The organism is Pseudovibrio exalbescens (genome assembly GCF_028737195.1).
Classification (GTDB): domain Bacteria; phylum Pseudomonadota; class Alphaproteobacteria; order Rhizobiales; family Stappiaceae; genus Pseudovibrio; species Pseudovibrio zosterae.
The window spans coordinates 1040591-1056098 of sequence record NZ_JAQZAJ010000001.1; the positions used below are offsets into that span (position 1 = coordinate 1040591).

13 protein-coding genes are annotated in these 15508 nt (G+C 54.4%); 4 read left to right on the forward strand and 9 right to left on the reverse strand.

What is annotated here, in order from left to right; translation table 11 throughout:
• The first annotated feature begins 61 nt into the window (after window positions 1–61).
• The gene (locus tag PUV47_RS04845; RefSeq protein WP_274217343.1) at window positions 62–1117 is read left to right on the forward strand and encodes a dipeptidase; all 1056 of its coding nucleotides are present in this window, start codon (window positions 62–64) and stop codon (window positions 1115–1117) included.
• 77 nt (window positions 1118–1194) lie between these two features.
• Here PUV47_RS04845 and PUV47_RS04850 read toward each other — a convergent pair whose 3' ends face one another.
• The 4 genes from PUV47_RS04850 to PUV47_RS04865 form a co-directional block, all read right to left on the reverse strand.
• Window positions 1195–2817 (reverse strand): ABC transporter ATP-binding protein, encoded by a 1623-nt coding sequence (locus PUV47_RS04850; protein WP_274217344.1) that lies wholly within the window; start codon window positions 2815–2817, stop codon window positions 1195–1197.
• 9 nt (window positions 2818–2826) lie between these two features.
• Complete coding sequence (locus tag PUV47_RS04855) at window positions 2827–3954, reverse strand: ABC transporter permease subunit (RefSeq protein WP_274217345.1); 1128 nt, start codon at window positions 3952–3954, stop codon at window positions 2827–2829.
• Window positions 3955–3965: 11 nt separating this feature from the next.
• Window positions 3966–4889, reverse strand: a complete 924-nt coding sequence (oppB, locus tag PUV47_RS04860; protein WP_274217346.1) for an oligopeptide ABC transporter permease OppB — start codon at window positions 4887–4889, stop codon at window positions 3966–3968.
• A gap of 104 nt (window positions 4890–4993) precedes the next feature.
• A complete protein-coding gene (locus tag PUV47_RS04865) occupies window positions 4994–6580 on the reverse strand; it encodes a peptide ABC transporter substrate-binding protein (RefSeq protein ID WP_274217347.1) in 1587 nt (528 codons plus the stop codon).
• 407 nt (window positions 6581–6987) lie between these two features.
• Here PUV47_RS04865 and PUV47_RS04870 point away from each other — a divergent pair, with 407 nt between their 5' ends.
• Window positions 6988–8793 carry an ABC-F family ATP-binding cassette domain-containing protein gene (locus PUV47_RS04870; RefSeq protein WP_274217348.1) on the forward strand — a complete coding sequence of 602 codons (1806 nt, stop codon included), beginning with the start codon at window positions 6988–6990 and terminating at the stop codon, window positions 8791–8793.
• Window positions 8794–8928: 135 nt separating this feature from the next.
• On the forward strand, window positions 8929–9495 hold the full coding sequence (locus tag PUV47_RS04875) for a hypothetical protein (RefSeq protein ID WP_274217349.1): 567 nt from the start codon (window positions 8929–8931) through the stop codon (window positions 9493–9495).
• Here the strand turns inward: PUV47_RS04875 and PUV47_RS04880 are convergent.
• The 5 genes from PUV47_RS04880 to PUV47_RS04900 all read right to left on the reverse strand — a co-directional run bounded on the left by PUV47_RS04880 (window position 9492) and on the right by PUV47_RS04900 (window position 14441).
• Window positions 9492–10520: a helix-turn-helix domain-containing protein gene (locus PUV47_RS04880; RefSeq protein ID WP_274217350.1), complete on the reverse strand. Its 1029-nt coding sequence runs from the start codon at window positions 10518–10520 to the stop codon at window positions 9492–9494. The genes PUV47_RS04875 and PUV47_RS04880 overlap by 4 nt on opposite strands.
• A gap of 88 nt (window positions 10521–10608) precedes the next feature.
• Window positions 10609–11307, reverse strand: coding sequence for a pseudouridine synthase (locus PUV47_RS04885; RefSeq protein ID WP_274217351.1), 699 nt, complete (start codon window positions 11305–11307; stop codon window positions 10609–10611).
• A complete protein-coding gene (locus PUV47_RS04890; RefSeq protein ID WP_274217352.1) occupies window positions 11304–12335 on the reverse strand; it encodes a class I SAM-dependent methyltransferase in 1032 nt (343 codons plus the stop codon). The genes PUV47_RS04885 and PUV47_RS04890 overlap by 4 nt, the downstream gene beginning before the upstream one ends.
• Before the next feature lie 60 nt (window positions 12336–12395).
• On the reverse strand, window positions 12396–14015 hold the full coding sequence (locus PUV47_RS04895; RefSeq protein ID WP_274217353.1) for a peptide chain release factor 3: 1620 nt from the start codon (window positions 14013–14015) through the stop codon (window positions 12396–12398).
• Window positions 14016–14261: 246 nt separating this feature from the next.
• The gene (locus PUV47_RS04900) at window positions 14262–14441 is read right to left on the reverse strand and encodes a hypothetical protein (RefSeq protein WP_274217354.1); all 180 of its coding nucleotides are present in this window, start codon (window positions 14439–14441) and stop codon (window positions 14262–14264) included.
• A 76-nt stretch (window positions 14442–14517) separates the two neighbouring features.
• Here PUV47_RS04900 and gcvA point away from each other — a divergent pair, with 76 nt between their 5' ends.
• Window positions 14518–15435 carry a transcriptional regulator GcvA gene (gene gcvA / locus PUV47_RS04905; protein ID WP_274217355.1) on the forward strand — a complete coding sequence of 306 codons (918 nt, stop codon included), beginning with the start codon at window positions 14518–14520 and terminating at the stop codon, window positions 15433–15435.
• Window positions 15436–15508: the final 73 nt, after the last annotated feature.

The window sequence follows — 15508 nt, forward strand, 5'->3', positions numbered from 1 at the left end:
CCAACCAAAAACTGGGAGCAGACCCAATCTCTCCCATTTCGCTTCCGGAGCCACTCCCCGCATGACTGCTTCAACACCAAAGATCTTTGACGGCCATAACGATACGCTTTTGAAACTCGTCATGCATCGCGGTACCAAGAAAGAGCGCAGCTTTTTTGAGCGCGTGGACTACGATCATATTGATCTGCCGCGCGCAAAAGAAGGCAACCTGTGTGGCGGCTTCTTCGCCCTGTGGGTACCTTCGCAGCGCGACCTCAAAGCCGATATGGGCACAGCCCACGATGATCCCTCAAACTTCTCCAGTGTGCCGCAAGAGAGCGCTCTGGCCTATACCGGCCAACTGATTTCGCAGGCCGTCCAAATCGAACGCGCAGCCAAAGGAGAGGTCATCCTATGCCGCTCCACCCGCGAAATCCGTGAGACTGCCGCGCAAGACAAGTTTGCAATCCTGCTTCACATGGAAGGTGCGGAAGCAATTGATCCGGATTTTGCGGCGCTGGATATGCTCTATGAGGCCGGGCTGCGGTCCATAGGACCGGTTTGGAGCCGTCAGAACATCTTTGCAGACGGTGTCCCAATGCGTTTCAACTCTTCGCCTGATACGGGCTCTGGCCTCACTGAAAAGGGACGGGAGCTGGTCAGGCGCTGCAATCACATGGGCGTGATGCTGGACATGTCTCACATTACCGAAAAAGGGTTTTGGGACGTGGCTGCCTTAAGCACAAAGCCGCTTGTCGCCACCCATTCCAACGTCCACGCCATCTGCCCACATGCCCGCAACTTGACGGATAAGCAACTCGCAGCGATTGCCGAGAGCAAGGGCGTAGTCGGGATAAACTTCGCCGTTAGTTTCCTGCGCGAAGATGGCAGCTGGAGTGCAGACACACCGCTGGACCTTGTTGTGCGACACGCCGCCTATCTTGTTGAGAAGCTAGGTGAAGATGGGGTCGCGCTCGGCTCCGACTTTGATGGCTGCCGCGTGCCGAAAGATCTGAAAGATGCCAGTGGCCTGCCCTGCCTCATTGAAGCCTTGCGAACGGCAGGTTTTGGGGAAGAACTCATCGAGAAGATCGCGCACAAGAACTGGTGGAGTGTGTTGGAGCGGACCGGCATTTAGGCGCAGACCAAGCAGCGTTCTCACCAAACGAAAAACCCGGCACAAGGCCGGGTTTTTATTCACTATTGCATCAGATCTCAAGCAACAACAGGCTCGTCATGCTTGAGAACGGCAGCCTCGACCAGTTCCTTGGTATAGGCCTCCTGCGGATTGCTGAAGATCTCAGCGGCAGAGCCCTGCTCCACAACAACACCCTTCTTCATCACCATGACGGTGTCCGACATGGCACGCACAACAGCCAAATCGTGAGAAATGAAGAGGTATGTCAGGTTGTGTTCGTCCTGGAACTTGCGGAGCAGTTCGACAACCTGCTTCTGGATTGTGCGGTCCAGCGCGGAGGTTGGCTCATCCAGCACCACAAGTTTTGGCTTCAACACCATGGTACGCGCGATGGCGATACGCTGACGCTGTCCACCCGAGAACTCGTGCGGATAGCGGTTGCGCATGCTTGGGTCCATGGACACTTCTTCCAGGGCCTGACAGGCGTAGCGGTCACGCTCAGCAGCGGAAAGGTGCGGTTCATGAACCAACAAGCCTTCCGTGATGATCTGGCCTACCGTCAGACGCGGGCTCAATGAACCAAACGGATCCTGGAAGATAAGCTGCATTTCCTTGCGCAGCGGACGCATTGCACGCCGCGTTGCCCCGGAAATGTCCTTGCCCATATAGACCACGCGGCCCTTTGAAGGCAGCAACTGCAGCACGGCACGACCAAGCGTGGATTTGCCTGAACCGGACTCGCCCACGATGCCTAGGGTCTGACCTTCACGCACCTTCAAAGAGATGTCGTTTACGGCCCGTAGAACGTGTTTTGGCATCAAGAAACCGTTTTCGGTCTCAAACTCCACACGAACGTCGGTCGCATCCAGCACCAAAGGCTTTGTGTCCGGCACAAGATCTTTGCGCCCTGTTGGCTCAGCATCCAACAACATGCGCGTATACTCATGCTGTGGGTTGCCAAAGATCTCTTTGGTGTTGCCTTCTTCAACCACTTCACCCCGGCGCATCACGTAAACGCGGTCAGAGATCCGTTCCACGATGCCCAGATCGTGGGTGATGAAGACGACAGCCATGCCGAGACGCTTCTGCAGATCGGCCATCAGGTCAAGGATTTGAGCCTGAGTGGTCACATCCAGTGCGGTGGTTGGTTCGTCCGCAATGAGAATGTCTGGGTCGTTTGCCAGTGCCATTGCGATCATCACGCGTTGGCGCTGCCCACCGGACATTTCATAGGGATAAGCCTTCACCTTACGTGCAGGCTCAGGAATGCCAACCAGCTCGAGAAGCTCGACGGCTCGCTTGCGAGCGCTCGCCCATGTATATTCACCGTGCTCGACCATTGGCTCGCACAACTGACGCTCAATGGTGTAGAGCGGGTCAAGCGATGTCATTGGCTCCTGGAAGATCATTGTGATCTTCGCGCCACGGATCTTGTTGAGCTTGCGAGAAGACAACCCAAGAATGTTGTTGCCTTCATACTTCACGCTGCCTGAGGTCCGGCCATTTGACGCGAGCAGGCCCATGGCCGCCATCATCGTCTGGCTTTTACCAGAGCCGGACTCGCCCACGATCGCAACGGTCTCGCCCTTGTCGACGTGGATGTTGATGCCTTTAACGGCATTAACGGTGCCGGTGTTGGTCTCGAAATCGACTTTGAGGTTCTCGATTTCAAGAACAGTGTTTTCGTTTACTGTACTCATCCAGCCCTCTTATCGATCTTTCGGATCCAACGCATCGCGCAGACCATCACCGATGAAGTTCAGCGCAAACAGCGTGGAAGTGAGGAACAGGGATGGGAAGATCAGCATCCAAGGCGCACCCTGAAGATTACGCGCACCTTCTGAGATCAAAACACCCCAGCTGGTCATTGGCTCCTGAACGCCCAGTCCCAAGAAGGACAGGAAGCTTTCCAGAAGGATTACCTTTGGTACCAGAAGTGTCATGTAGACAACAACAGGGCCAAGGGTGTTCGGGATGATGTGACGCTTCAAGATACCGCCACTCTCAACGCCCATTGCTTCCGCAGCCTGAACGTATTCCTGACGTTTGATGGAAAGCGTCTGACCGCGCACAATACGCGCCATATCCAGCCATTCCACCGCACCCACGGCTATAAACATCAAGACGAAATTTCGCCCAAAGAACACCACGAGCATGATCACGAAGAAGATGAACGGCAGTGAGTAGAGGATATCTACCACGCGCATCATGATCAGATCGACCTTGCCGCCGAAGTAACCGGAAACGGTACCGTAGATCACACCAATGGAAATCGCGACCAAGGTTGCGAGCAAACCAATTGTCAGAGATACACGGCCAGCAATCAGAGTCCGGGTGAGCATGTCACGACCGTTCGCATCCGTACCGAAGTAGAAATGCATGTACTGAACGTCAGCAGTTACAGTAGCGCTCTTGCGATCCTCAGAGTAGTTGATGATCTGAGTATTTTCGAAGATGTCAGAACGATCGAAGCGACGGGTATTGCGCTCATCAATTTCACGACGAGAAGTGACTTCGGCTTCCACCTTGCCATCAACAACCTGATAGCTCTCTACATTCAGTCGTGCGCGCTTGGCGACAGACATGAATGCAGGTTCAATCTGGTCCTGTCGCGGGTAGGCTTCCAGGCTGGCTGGCACCTTGACGTAGTCACGGTAAACCGCGTCGTACTCGTGCGGAGCCAACATAGGACCAATGATGGACAAGATCGTGATGAAGATCAGAACAACGATCGAAGTTACCGCAGCGCGGTTGGCCTTCAATCGGTCCTTCGCATCGTCCCAAAGGGAACGCCCTAGCTCTGGCGTTTCTTTATTATTAGTAGAGGTAACACTCATTTGCGGGAACCTCAGTCGAAGCGAACGCGCGGATCAAGCACTGCATAGAGCAGATCCACGATCAAGTTGAAGAGGATAACGAAACAAGCCACAACAACTACGGTACCCATGACGAGGGTGTAGTCGCGGTTCAAAGCGCCTTGTACGAAATAGCGGCCGATGCCCGGGATACCGAAAATGGTCTCGATCACAACGGAACCAGTCAGGAGCGCTGCAGCTGCAGGGCCGAGATAGGTTACCACCGGCAGGATCGCGCCGCGGAGTGCGTGGACCACGACAATGGTGTATCCAGACAAGCCATAGGCACGGGCAGTGCGTACGTGGTTTGAACGCAGGGCTTCAATCATTGAGCCGCGTGTCAGACGTGCAACAATCGCGATCTGTGGCAGCGCCAATGTCACCACCGGCAGGATCTTGTTCACGAAGGCTCCACCGCCCCAACCGCCGACCGGCAGCCAGCCCCAGTAGACGCCGAGAACCAGCGTCAGGCAGGGCGCGACCACGAAGTTCGGAATGGTCACACCGAACGTCGCAGCAGTCATGACGGAGTAGTCAACGCCTTTGTTCTGCCGAAGGGCAGCAATGACGCCGAAAAAACCACCAATTACAAGAGCAAGGGTGAGCGCACCAAGACCCAACTGCATAGAAATAGGCAGGCTTTGCGCAAAAAGTTCATTGATAGAAAAATCTCGGAAGAAGAAGCTCGGCCCGAAATCGCCGGACAATACACTCTTCAAATAGATGAGGTACTGCTCCCAGAGAGACTTATCCAAATTGTAAATCTTGTTCAGATTTTCCATTACCTTAGCTTCGAGCGGACGCTCCAGATCGAAGGGACCACCTGGCGCGATGCGCATGAGGAAGAAGGAAATGGTAATAATCAGAAACAAGGTCGGTATTGCGCTGAGCAGACGGCCCAGAACATAACGCAGCATGGCCCTGTATCTCCAATTGTTTATAGTTTTGTTCAGTGCCTGATAACAAAGGAACCGGCCACAGTGGGTGCCACCATGGCCGGTCCTACTGAACTTACTTTACGTTATTCAGCAATAGAGATGAAGCGGCTTGGGTGGATGTCCAGCAGGTTATCCTCGAAGCCACTTACGCTGTCCGCTACGATGTTCTTGGAACCGTAGAACATGAGCGGGATGAATGGCAGGTCACGCATGAAGAGCGTTTCTGCCTGCTTCAGAACTTCAGCGCGCTTTTCAAGATCCAGAGTCACTGCTGCCTCATCCATGAGAGCATCGAATTCTGGGTTTTCGTAGCGAGCGTAGTTGAAGCCAACGTTGTCACTCTCAACCATGAACAGGAAGTTCTGTGGGTCAGAGTAGTCACCAATCCAGCCAGCACGTGCCACATCGAAGTCACCACGGTCACGCAGGTGCGCATAGTGGGTCTTGGTGTCAGTGTTGAGCAGGGTTACTTCAACACCGAGAGGCTTCCACATGTCAGCAATCGCAACTGCTGTGTTCTTGTGGTTTTCAGAGGTGTTGTAGCGGATTTCGATCTCGAGTGGGTTAGCTTCGCTATAGCCCTTCTCTTCTAGGATCTTCATTGCCAGTTCTTCACGGTCCAAGAGGTCCATGTCGGCCCACTCAGCCAGTGCTGGCTCACCGTAGTTTGCAATTCCTGGAGGAACGAAGGAGTACGCAGCAACCATGGTGTCGCCCCAGATTTCCTCTGCGAGGAACTCACGGTCGATTGCCATGGAAAGAGCCTGACGTACTTCAGGGTCTTTGGTTGCTTCAGACTCATGGTTCACAGCGTAGTAGTATGTGCCGAGGTATGGCGCTACGTGGAACTGGTCACCAAAGGTTTCCTTGATGAAGTCGATCTGCTCGAGCGGAACGTCGTTGTTGGTGTGCAGTTCGCCAGCCTGGAAGCGACGCAGAGCAGCGCCACGATCTTCGGTTGGGTAGAACTTGACCTTGTCGACCTTCACGTTATCAGCGTCGTGGAAGTGTTCGTTCTTCACAACGGTGATGGAGTCGTTTGGTGTGAAGTCTGCAAGAACAAAGGCACCATTGGTTACAATGTTTTCTGGCTTCACAAAGTCACTGCCGAACTTCTCGACGGTTGCAGGGTGGACTGGAAGACCAGTCTGGTGACCCAGCAGATCAATGAAGTAAGGCGTCGCTGCTTGCAGCTTGATTTCGAGTGTCGCGTCGTCGAGCGCCTTAACACCCAGCTCTTCAGGAGCCAGCTCGCCGGTGTTTACCTTCTCTGCATTGAAGATTGGGTAAAGGACGTTCGCGTACTTCGCGCCAGTCTCTGGGGTCATGATGCGACGCAGAGAGTATTCAAAGTCGCCTGCAACAACTGGATCGCCGTTGGACCACTTTGCGTCTGGGCGCATTTTGAAAGTGTAGACCAGACCATCTTCGGAAACAGTCCAGCTTTCAGCTGCGCCCGGGATGATTTCGCCTTCTGCAGAATATGCTACGAGGCCTTCGTACATATCGCGCAGAATGTGTGCTTCATAGGTGGTGGAGGTTTTGTGCTGGTCCAGAGTTTCTGGATCAGCTGAATTGCCGCGGTGATAGACAACTTCAGCGGCTGCTGTCAGCGACGTGGCTGCAACCAACGCTGCTGCGAGAGCTGTCATGCGCATGGACTTGATCATTAAGATCTCCCCTCTCCTTAATTCTAACTATTTGCCCCTTTGTTACCCGGGCAGCGGCGCCAAGATTCCACTGTTGGCCCGCCTTGGCAAGAGACAACAAGGGCTTTTATTTAGATTTGGAACGCCTTCGATTGAAAACATTTCAAAATTCGACACCTAAAAGGCGTCTTTGTTTCCCTTTTCCACACGCGCAAGGGAGGAATAACCCCTACACCCCATGTAGATCGCAGAAAAGTTCTTCAGATTCCAGCACCGCGAATCCGAGCGACGAGCCCACTAATTTACCGGTGTTTTTCCGCGATATTGTATCCTCAATCGCTTTCTTTGGCCCGGCAATGTGATAGATGAAGCCTGCGAAACCTATATACACTGTCCATGCAAAATACATAAAGCCGGGGTTTTAACATATGGCGCCTCCTCTCCTGCATATCCGCGACATCCACCTGACCTTCGGGTCAACGCCTCTGCTGACGGGTGCAGAGTTGCAGGTGGGCGAAGGTGACCGGATCTGTCTGGTTGGGCGCAATGGCTCCGGCAAGTCCACTCTCCTGAAGATCGCAGCCGGCTTAGTAGAACCAGACAAGGGCGAAACCTTTTTGCAGCCCGGCACAACAGTGCGCTATCTTCCTCAAGAACCTGATCTAACAGGCTTTTCAACCAGTCTTGAGTATGCGGAGGCTGGCCTTGCACCAGGTGATGATCACTACCGCGCACAGTACCTTTTAGAGGTTTTGGGTTTGACCGGCCGGGAAGACCCAGCCACACTTTCGGGTGGAGAGGCCAAGCGAGCAGCAATTGCCCGAGCCTTGGCACCAGAGCCTGATATCCTGCTTCTGGATGAGCCTACCAACCACCTTGATCTCCCAGTAATCGAGTGGTTGGAAACTGAATTGCGGCAGATGAAGTCCGCAATCGTACTTATCTCACACGACCGACGTTTTCTGGAAAACCTGTCGCGAGCGACAGTCTGGATAGATCGCGGGCTCTCCAGACGCCAGGAAGAAGGCTTCTCCAAGTTTGAAGAGTGGCGTGACAAGGTTTTTGAAGAAGAAGAACGGGATCAACAGCGCCTCGACCTGAAGATCAAGCAGGAAGAGCACTGGATGACTTATGGCGTGACCGCACGTCGCAAACGGAACATGCGCCGCGTTCGTGAGCTGGCCGATCTTCGTCAAAAGAAGCGCGACTACAAAGGTCCGCAAAGCGGCGTCAAGATGGCGGCGACGGAAGGGGAAGTCTCGGGCAAGCTGGTTTCTGAAGCGAAGTCGATCAACAAGGCTTTCGAGGCCCGCCCTATTGTAAAAGACTTTTCAACACGCATTCAAAGAGGGGATCGTGTTGGCTTTGTCGGCCCAAACGGGGCGGGAAAAACAACTCTCTTGAAAATGCTGGTGGGCGATCTGGAGCCGGACAGTGGTAGCGTCCGTCTTGGCGCAAACCTTCAGATGATTACGCTGGACCAAAAGCGGGAAAAGCTTGACCCAAATGACACGCTGGCCAGCGCCATGACCGGTGGGCGTGGGGATACCGTCATCATTGGCGACACTTCCAAACATGTCATGAGTTACATGAAGGACTTCTTGTTCAAACCGGAACAAGCGCGTACGCCGGTGCGCGTGCTTTCGGGCGGGGAGCGCGGTCGCCTGTTGCTGGCCCGCGCCCTGGCGATGCCGTCCAATGTGATGGTACTCGATGAGCCAACAAACGATCTGGATCTGGAAACGCTTGACCTCCTGCAAGAGCTGATCGCCGACTATCAGGGAACCGTTTTTCTTGTCAGCCACGATCGCGACTTCCTCGATCGCATCTGCACCTCCGTCATCACCATGGAAGGGGATGGCAAGTGGCAAGAGTATGCTGGCGGCTACTCGGACATGATCGCCCAACGGGGAGCGGGCGTTGACGCCAAGAAGGTGCAGAAGTCTGAAAAACCCAAGAAGGACAAGGCGGAAAAGCCGAAGGAAGAGAAGGCAAACAGCAAGAAGAGTTCCCTCACCTTCACCCAGCAACACCGTCTAAAAGCCCTTCCAGACGAAATTGACTCGCTGCAGCAGAAGATTGCCAAGCTTCAAAAGGAGCTTGAAGACCCCAACCTTTTCACTGGAAACCCTGAGCGCTTCCACAAAGTGACCGAGGCCGTCGGCAAGGCCCACGAACAGCTGGAAACCTTGGAAGAGGAATGGCTTGAGCTGGAAATGCTTGCGGAAGAGTAGAGCGCAAGCGCCCCAAACTATCCTTCCTTTTTCGTGATTGAGGACCTTGGATGGTCCTCATTTCGGTTTGAGGTCGATGCAATTGGGCATTTGCGTGCTTTCTGTTCCCATCACATTTGATGAAAGGAACTCCCAATGCCAAAACTTCGCTACATCATCCTCGGCACAACTACCTTGATCATTGGCGGGCTGGTCACGCTAAGCCTGACCGGCACCTCCGCCATCTCCGAGGAGATTGACGCCAGCCAAGCCTCATCCCTAGCCCTTGTGGGTGACAGCATCGCCGTGGCGATTACCACCAAGGACGATGACCACAAGAGCGTTGAGGTTCACACCAACGATTACAAATGGTGCGACCTGAGCGCGAAACTCTCCTCAGAAGGGGATCGGGTTGTGGTGCGAATGGAACGGTCGGCCTGGTCTCGCTTCGGATGGTGTGACCCGGAAGCGGAAATCGCCATTCCATCCGCATTTAATCTGGACGTGGAGCTGGATGCCATTGCCGCTAACCTGACCGGCTCCTATGAAGCTGTCCGGATCAAAGCCGACAGGGGTGTTTTGCGCTTCAATGGGACCGCCAGTACCTTTGATTTGGTTGCAGATGCTGCAGTGGTTTACCTGAATTTCCTCAGCCACATGGCGCTAGGTTCGGTAAACATTGACGTGGACAAGATTGTCTCCAGCATCAGCTACCCGGACTAAGCATCAACTTTGCGGGAATGGGCTCGATAAGCTGAAGGGCTCATTCCTGTTACGCGCTGAAATTCCTTGTTAAAGTTCGATTTGGTGGTGAAACCGACATCGAACATGATCTGGGTTATCGTTGCCTTGGTTTCTTGAAGCAGCTTGCAGGCTTCACGCACACGATACCCATTTACGAATTGCGGTACATTTTGCTGCTCCAAGGCATTGACCGCCTCTGAGATCTGCCTACTTGGAAGGCGGGATGCCTTGCTCAGCATTTCGAGGGAAAGGTTCTCTTTCCTGTAGAGCCTTTCACTCTCCATAAGCGCCTTCAACCGCTCAAGAGCTGAAACCAGCTCAGGGTCAGTGCGTGGCAAAGCAGCACTGCTTGAAGCATCGCTCGCATGCACGGATCGGGTGGTTACATATAGATACAGCGCAACGAGAGAGCAGAGCATCGTGAGCGTTGCAGCGGTTACGAGTGTAGGCGCGTTCCGCCCTCCTGAAACCGCAAAATCTATGGCCACTGCCGTGTCCACAAACGCTGACACAACAAACAAAACACCTGCGCTCAAAAACGCCAGTTTGGCTGGCATAACCATATGAAATGGCTGATTTTCTGCCCAACTAAGATCACCGTGCCTGGCTTCCTGAACCAACGATACACCGAAGCTTAGATAAGTGAGCGCGATGATGATGTCTGGCCCGACACCCCACCCCACCAGATAGGTGGCATACATTGCGAGTGCGAGCGCAACAATCAACGCCGAAACCCCGGCCAGCAGACGCACGCTCACCGGCTTCATGAGATCTTGCAGTGAGGCCCATGTGAGTGGAGGAAGAGTAATGGCAACGAGAGCCAGTGTCAGTGGAGGCAAAGCGCTGATGCCCCAATTGATACCCGCCAGAACTGACTGGGCGCAATAGAACAGGAGCGTTACCAGAAACAGCGAACTGAAGTGGCGCCCCCCTGCCCCCCAGAGACGCAACAGCACGAGCCCAAGAAAAATCGCCGTCAGAAAAGGAAGTGGAATGCTTGGCAAAGTATGGCCTCCGGATCCCGCAAAAAGTAACCGTCCCCCAACAAGAGGCAAGCGCTATCAGCGGTTGATGCACAGGCTCCTGACAAGCTTACCCGATCACCAGCGCCTTTTCATCTTCCGACAACACCTTCCACTCACCGGGTTTGAGGTCGCCAAGCGTAAGATTGCCAATTCGAGAACGGTGCAGGTCGGTGACATGATTGCCCGTTGCGGCAAACATGCGGCGAACCTGATGGTAGCGGCCTTCGTGAAGCACAAGGGTTGCCGTGTGTTCACCAGTAATTGTCAACTCGGCTTGCTTAAGTGGCTTGTCCTCCCCCTCAAGCATCATGGTGCCACTGGCGAAAAGAGTCGCTTCGGTGCCGGATAAAGGACGGTCGAGCGTAACCTCATAGAACTTGGGCGTTTCAGTTTTGGGTGAGATCACCTTGTGCAGATATTGGCCATCATCAGTGAGCAGAAGAAGGCCAGAGGTTTCCTTGTCGAGACGACCGATGGTGGAGATCGCAGGCTTTCTAAGTTTGAAGCGATCTGGAAACAGGTCATAGACCAGTTTGCCCGGGTCCTTCTTCGAACAGGTTACACCCAAAGGTTTATTGAGGAGCAAGACTGATCCTTGGGCAGGATCAAGCGGCTCATCGTCAAACAGGATCTCTTCGTGAGGCAGCTGGCTGTCCGCCTTGATCGGGGCGCCTTGCATATCTGTCACCCAGCCATTGCGGATAGCCTGCTGCATTTCCTTGCGCGAGCCATAGCCAAGATTTGCCAGCACCTTGACCAGTCTCATCGGCGTGCCTTTTTGGCTTGGATAACCTTATACCCCTGCTCATCCGCGATGATCTCGAAGCTCTCAAAATAGCGGTCAAGCGTGCTTTCATAAGGCAGATGGCGGTTTGCCACCATGTAAAGTGATCCGCCCGGCTTCAACCCCTTAGAGGCAGCGACGATAAACGCTTGCCCAAGGTCTGTACGGTCTGCCTTACCAGTGTGGAACGGTGGGTTCATCACCACAAAATCGTAGGAATGTTTCAATCCTCTGGTAACGTCAGCCCAGTGAAACTCAACCGGGATTTTCGGCTCGAGACGGCCGATATTGCCAGCTGCAAGATCAAGCGCGCGCTTTTCAGCCTCGTAAAGATCAAGTGCGGCCACACTTGAACATCGCTGCAAGATTTCGGTCGAGAGATAGCCATAGCCCGCGCCAAGATCTGCCACACGCCCCTTCAGACCTTCAGGGAGCTTGGAGACAAGCAGCTTTGAGGCCGGATCAATGTGATCCCAAGAGAAAATGCCCGGACGGCTGGTGAACCTTCCATCTTCAATCTCCCGCGGCATGTCGAGCTGAAGCCAATCATTGAGAAGACCGCCATCAAGCGTATCCCGGGAAACGGCGGCCCAGAACACACGGCACTTGTGCTTGGAAAGCTTGCCATCCAGTCCTGCCAGTTTATTAAGATCCGCTTCGCAGGACTTGGCACCTTCGGTGTTTGACACGCACGCAACAACAAAGCCACCATCACGAGTCGTGTTGACCGCATGGGCCAAAAGGGCGCGAGCCTCCTGTTTCTGCCGGGGTGGGAGCACGAGAGTTATCTCAGCTGCGTCAACTGGCGCTTCCACCAGCTCCAGCCCAGCGCGGGACAGAATGTCGGCATCTGGCGCGAAGGACTGTTGGCACACCAGCGCGCTTCCAAACACCTCCTTCAGTTTTGGCGAAAACCTTGCCCTGAGAAACAGCACCTTGCCGCCCTCAGGCACATCCAAGCTGTCGTATTCAAAGGGTAGAAGAAGCGTTTCAAGTGCAGGATCAAGCATAGACGTCAAGCTCTTAAGAAGGGAGAGCGAAAAGGCCAGCACGGTGCTGGCCTTGTTGCATTAGTCGGCGGTGTAAACGATCTCACGCGTTTCTCGGAACCGGATATCTGGGTTCTTCTCACCCACATAGGTCACTTCCCACGCGTTCTTGAAAAGATAAACAGGCTTGTCATCGCGGTCGAGTGCCACGTGCGCACGGTTGGTTTCAAGGAACTTGTCGAGCTTCTGGCGGTCATCGGCCTCTGCCCAACGCGCGGTATTGTACATGACCGGCTCGAAGCCGATTTCCGTTTGGTATTCCTGCTTCAAGCGATCCACCACAACGTCGAGCTGAAGCACACCAACCACACCTACAATCCAGTTGGTGCCGATAGAAGGCTTGAAGATCTGCACAAGGCCTTCTTCTGCAAGGTCTTCAAGGCCGCGTCGCATTTGCTTAACGCGCATGGTGTCAGTCAGGCGAACACGGCGCAGGATCTCAGGCGCGAATGCGGGTAGCCCTGTGACGTGGATCTCCTCGCCCTCAGACAACGTGTCACCTACACGCAACTGGCCGTGGTTTGGCACCCCGATCACATCGCCCGGGAATGCGGTTTCTGCAATCTCTCGTTCTTCCGCGAAAAAGAAGATTGGCGCTGAAACCGTAATCGGCTTGCCAGCACGGACGTGTTTGAGCTTCATGCCGCGCTTGAACGTTCCAGAACAAAGACGCACAAACGCAATACGGTCCCGGTGCTTGGGGTCCATATTGGCCTGCACCTTGAAGACGAAGCCTGTTACCTTGCCTTCTTCCGGTGTGATGGTACGGCCACCCGTTGCTGGCTGAGCGTGCGGCGGCGGCGCATAGTCTGCAATGAAGTCCAGCACCTGGTCGATGCCGTAGTCACGAAGAGCTGAGCCAAAGAACACCGGTGTCAGGTGGCCCTCAAGGAAGGAATCCTTGTCAAACTCTGAGTAGCCTGCACCGCCAAGTTCCACATTCTCTTCAAGATCATCGCGAATGTTGTCAAACAACTCGCCAATCAGTTCAGGGTCTTCAAGACCTTCCACCGGTTTGATGGTGTCCAGTGGGCCACCACGGCCTTCCGTTGAGGTGAAATAGCGGTTGCCGATGTGATCGTAGACACCGAAAAAGTCCGAGCCCATGCCCACGGGCCAGCTCATTGGCGTCACATCAAGGGCCAGTGCCTCTTGAATCTCGTCGAGAATTTCGAGCGGATGGCGGCCTTCGCGGTCAATCTTGTTGACGAAAGTGATGATGGGAATGTCGCGCAGGCGGCAAACCTCAAACAACTTACGGGTCTGACTCTCAATACCCTTCGCGGCGTCGATTACCATGATGGCCGCATCAACAGCTGTAAGCGTGCGGTAGGTATCCTCCGAGAAGTCTTCATGGCCCGGCGTATCGAGAAGATTGAAGATGATGTCGTTTCGCTCGAACGTCATCACAGAACTTGAAACCGAGATGCCACGTTCCTGTTCGATCTTCATCCAGTCAGACCGAGCACGGCGACGTTCACCACGAGCACGAACTTGACCGGCAGCACGAATGGCACCGCCACCAAGCAGCAGCTTTTCCGTAAGCGTTGTCTTACCCGCATCCGGGTGAGAGATGATTGCGAAGGTGCGGCGCTTCTCGTATGGCAGCAGATTTTTCGCGCCAGCAGGTGCTACGCTCATATGGCCTCCTTAAGCAGGCTACAGTCCTGCTGGATATCAAGGCAGGTCTCGGCCGCCCAAGGCGGCGCGCGCCATCCGCGCGTCAAACCTGCAGAAACTTTTGTTGAAGGCCTCTTACAGAATGTGGCTTGTTCACGCCAGCCCTTGTCTGGATTTTTTCATTATCTTTGCACCGGCATACCCAACAGCCATAGGCACCTGATGACTGATCGCTGCGCACCAATTGTTTATGTATTGGCGGGCCCCTCAGCCCACCAGAGAAAAGAACTGACGCCGCATCCATGACAGAGCGCCCAACGCCGCCTGCGAGCGGGCCTGTCGCCCCTTCATGACAAGGGTGCCAATATGCTGACTATAAGTCGCTCTCTGCGATGTTTCGTGTGTGTTCAGACCTGTTTGCATCGTGATGTTCCTTCTGTTCGACATCACTACAAATATTTCCTAGACGCACCTTCGACAAACGCTTAATTTTGACGCTTCGGATCAAATTTTTTGAGGCGATATGGTCGACCGGCTTCCTCCACTAAACAGCTTCAAGGTTTTCGAATGTGTCGCCAGGCACATGAGCTTTTCAAAAGCTGCCGCAGAAATGAACCTCACCGCTTCAGCCATTAGCTACCAAGTGAAAACACTCGAAGAGCAGCTGGGGGTTCAACTGTTTGAGCGGTTCAACCGGGCGATTGATCTGACACCTGCGGGCCGCCAGCTCCTGCCCGGTGTGGAAGCTGGACTGGAGCAGTTTCGTGAGGCGGTTGCCCGGATTACGGGAAAGGGGCAGGACTCCATTCTCGTGGTCTCAACCGGCCCTGCCATCGCCGCCAAGATTTTAGCACCGCGAATTTACCGCTTCATGGACGCCTACCCGGAAATCGAGTTGCGCCTTTCAGCTAGCCTTGCGCTGGTCGATTTCAATCGGGATGAAGTAGACCTTGGCATGCGCTTCGGCCCCGGGCCCTATCCAAAGCTGCATTCGGAAGCCTTGGCGCGAGAGATCGTTTTCCCGCTATGTGCCAAACGGTTGGCTGAGCGCCTGCAACATCCCAGAGATCTAGAACAAGCGCCGCTTCTGCATGATCTTGCGATGGAGAACATTGCCGGGACCCCACGTTGGCCGGACTGGCTTGCGGCGGCGGGTCTGCCCAAAGCCGACTGGTGGAGGCGTGGCACACAGTTCAGCCATGCAGATCACGCACAAAACGCGGCTCTGGAGGGTGCGGGTGTCCTGCTCGGCAGGAGCATCCTTGCCGCGGGAGACATGCGCCTCGGCTTGCTGCATCGCCCGTTCGAACTCTCCTTGGAGATCCCTGCACAATACTGGCTGGTAGGGCTGGAACCGACCTATCAAAAGGACAAAGCACGAAAGTTCCGCGATTGGCTTCATGCCGAAATGGCAGAACTAGCAGCTGAACGAAACGGATAATCCTCTGCACGAAAGCCTGAAGACAAGTTTCAGACAGGTCTGTTCTGGCACATGCCACTGTGATACGTCGGAA

Coding starts and splice junctions, on each gene's coding strand:
- gcvA (WP_274217355.1), top strand. CDS start 14,518: ATGGTCGACCGGCTTCCTCCACTAAACAGCTTCAAGGTTTTCGAATGT.
- PUV47_RS04850 (WP_274217344.1), bottom strand. CDS start 2,817: ATGAGTACAGTAAACGAAAACACTGTTCTTGAAATCGAGAACCTCAAA.
- PUV47_RS04900 (WP_274217354.1), bottom strand. CDS start 14,441: ATGTCGAACAGAAGGAACATCACGATGCAAACAGGTCTGAACACACAC.
- PUV47_RS04870 (WP_274217348.1), top strand. CDS start 6,988: ATGGCGCCTCCTCTCCTGCATATCCGCGACATCCACCTGACCTTCGGG.
- PUV47_RS04885 (WP_274217351.1), bottom strand. CDS start 11,307: ATGAGACTGGTCAAGGTGCTGGCAAATCTTGGCTATGGCTCGCGCAAG.
- PUV47_RS04895 (WP_274217353.1), bottom strand. CDS start 14,015: ATGAGCGTAGCACCTGCTGGCGCGAAAAATCTGCTGCCATACGAGAAG.
- PUV47_RS04875 (WP_274217349.1), top strand. CDS start 8,929: ATGCCAAAACTTCGCTACATCATCCTCGGCACAACTACCTTGATCATT.
- oppB (WP_274217346.1), bottom strand. CDS start 4,889: ATGCTGCGTTATGTTCTGGGCCGTCTGCTCAGCGCAATACCGACCTTG.
- PUV47_RS04890 (WP_274217352.1), bottom strand. CDS start 12,335: ATGCTTGATCCTGCACTTGAAACGCTTCTTCTACCCTTTGAATACGAC.
- PUV47_RS04865 (WP_274217347.1), bottom strand. CDS start 6,580: ATGATCAAGTCCATGCGCATGACAGCTCTCGCAGCAGCGTTGGTTGCA.
- PUV47_RS04855 (WP_274217345.1), bottom strand. CDS start 3,954: ATGAGTGTTACCTCTACTAATAATAAAGAAACGCCAGAGCTAGGGCGT.
- PUV47_RS04845 (WP_274217343.1), top strand. CDS start 62: ATGACTGCTTCAACACCAAAGATCTTTGACGGCCATAACGATACGCTT.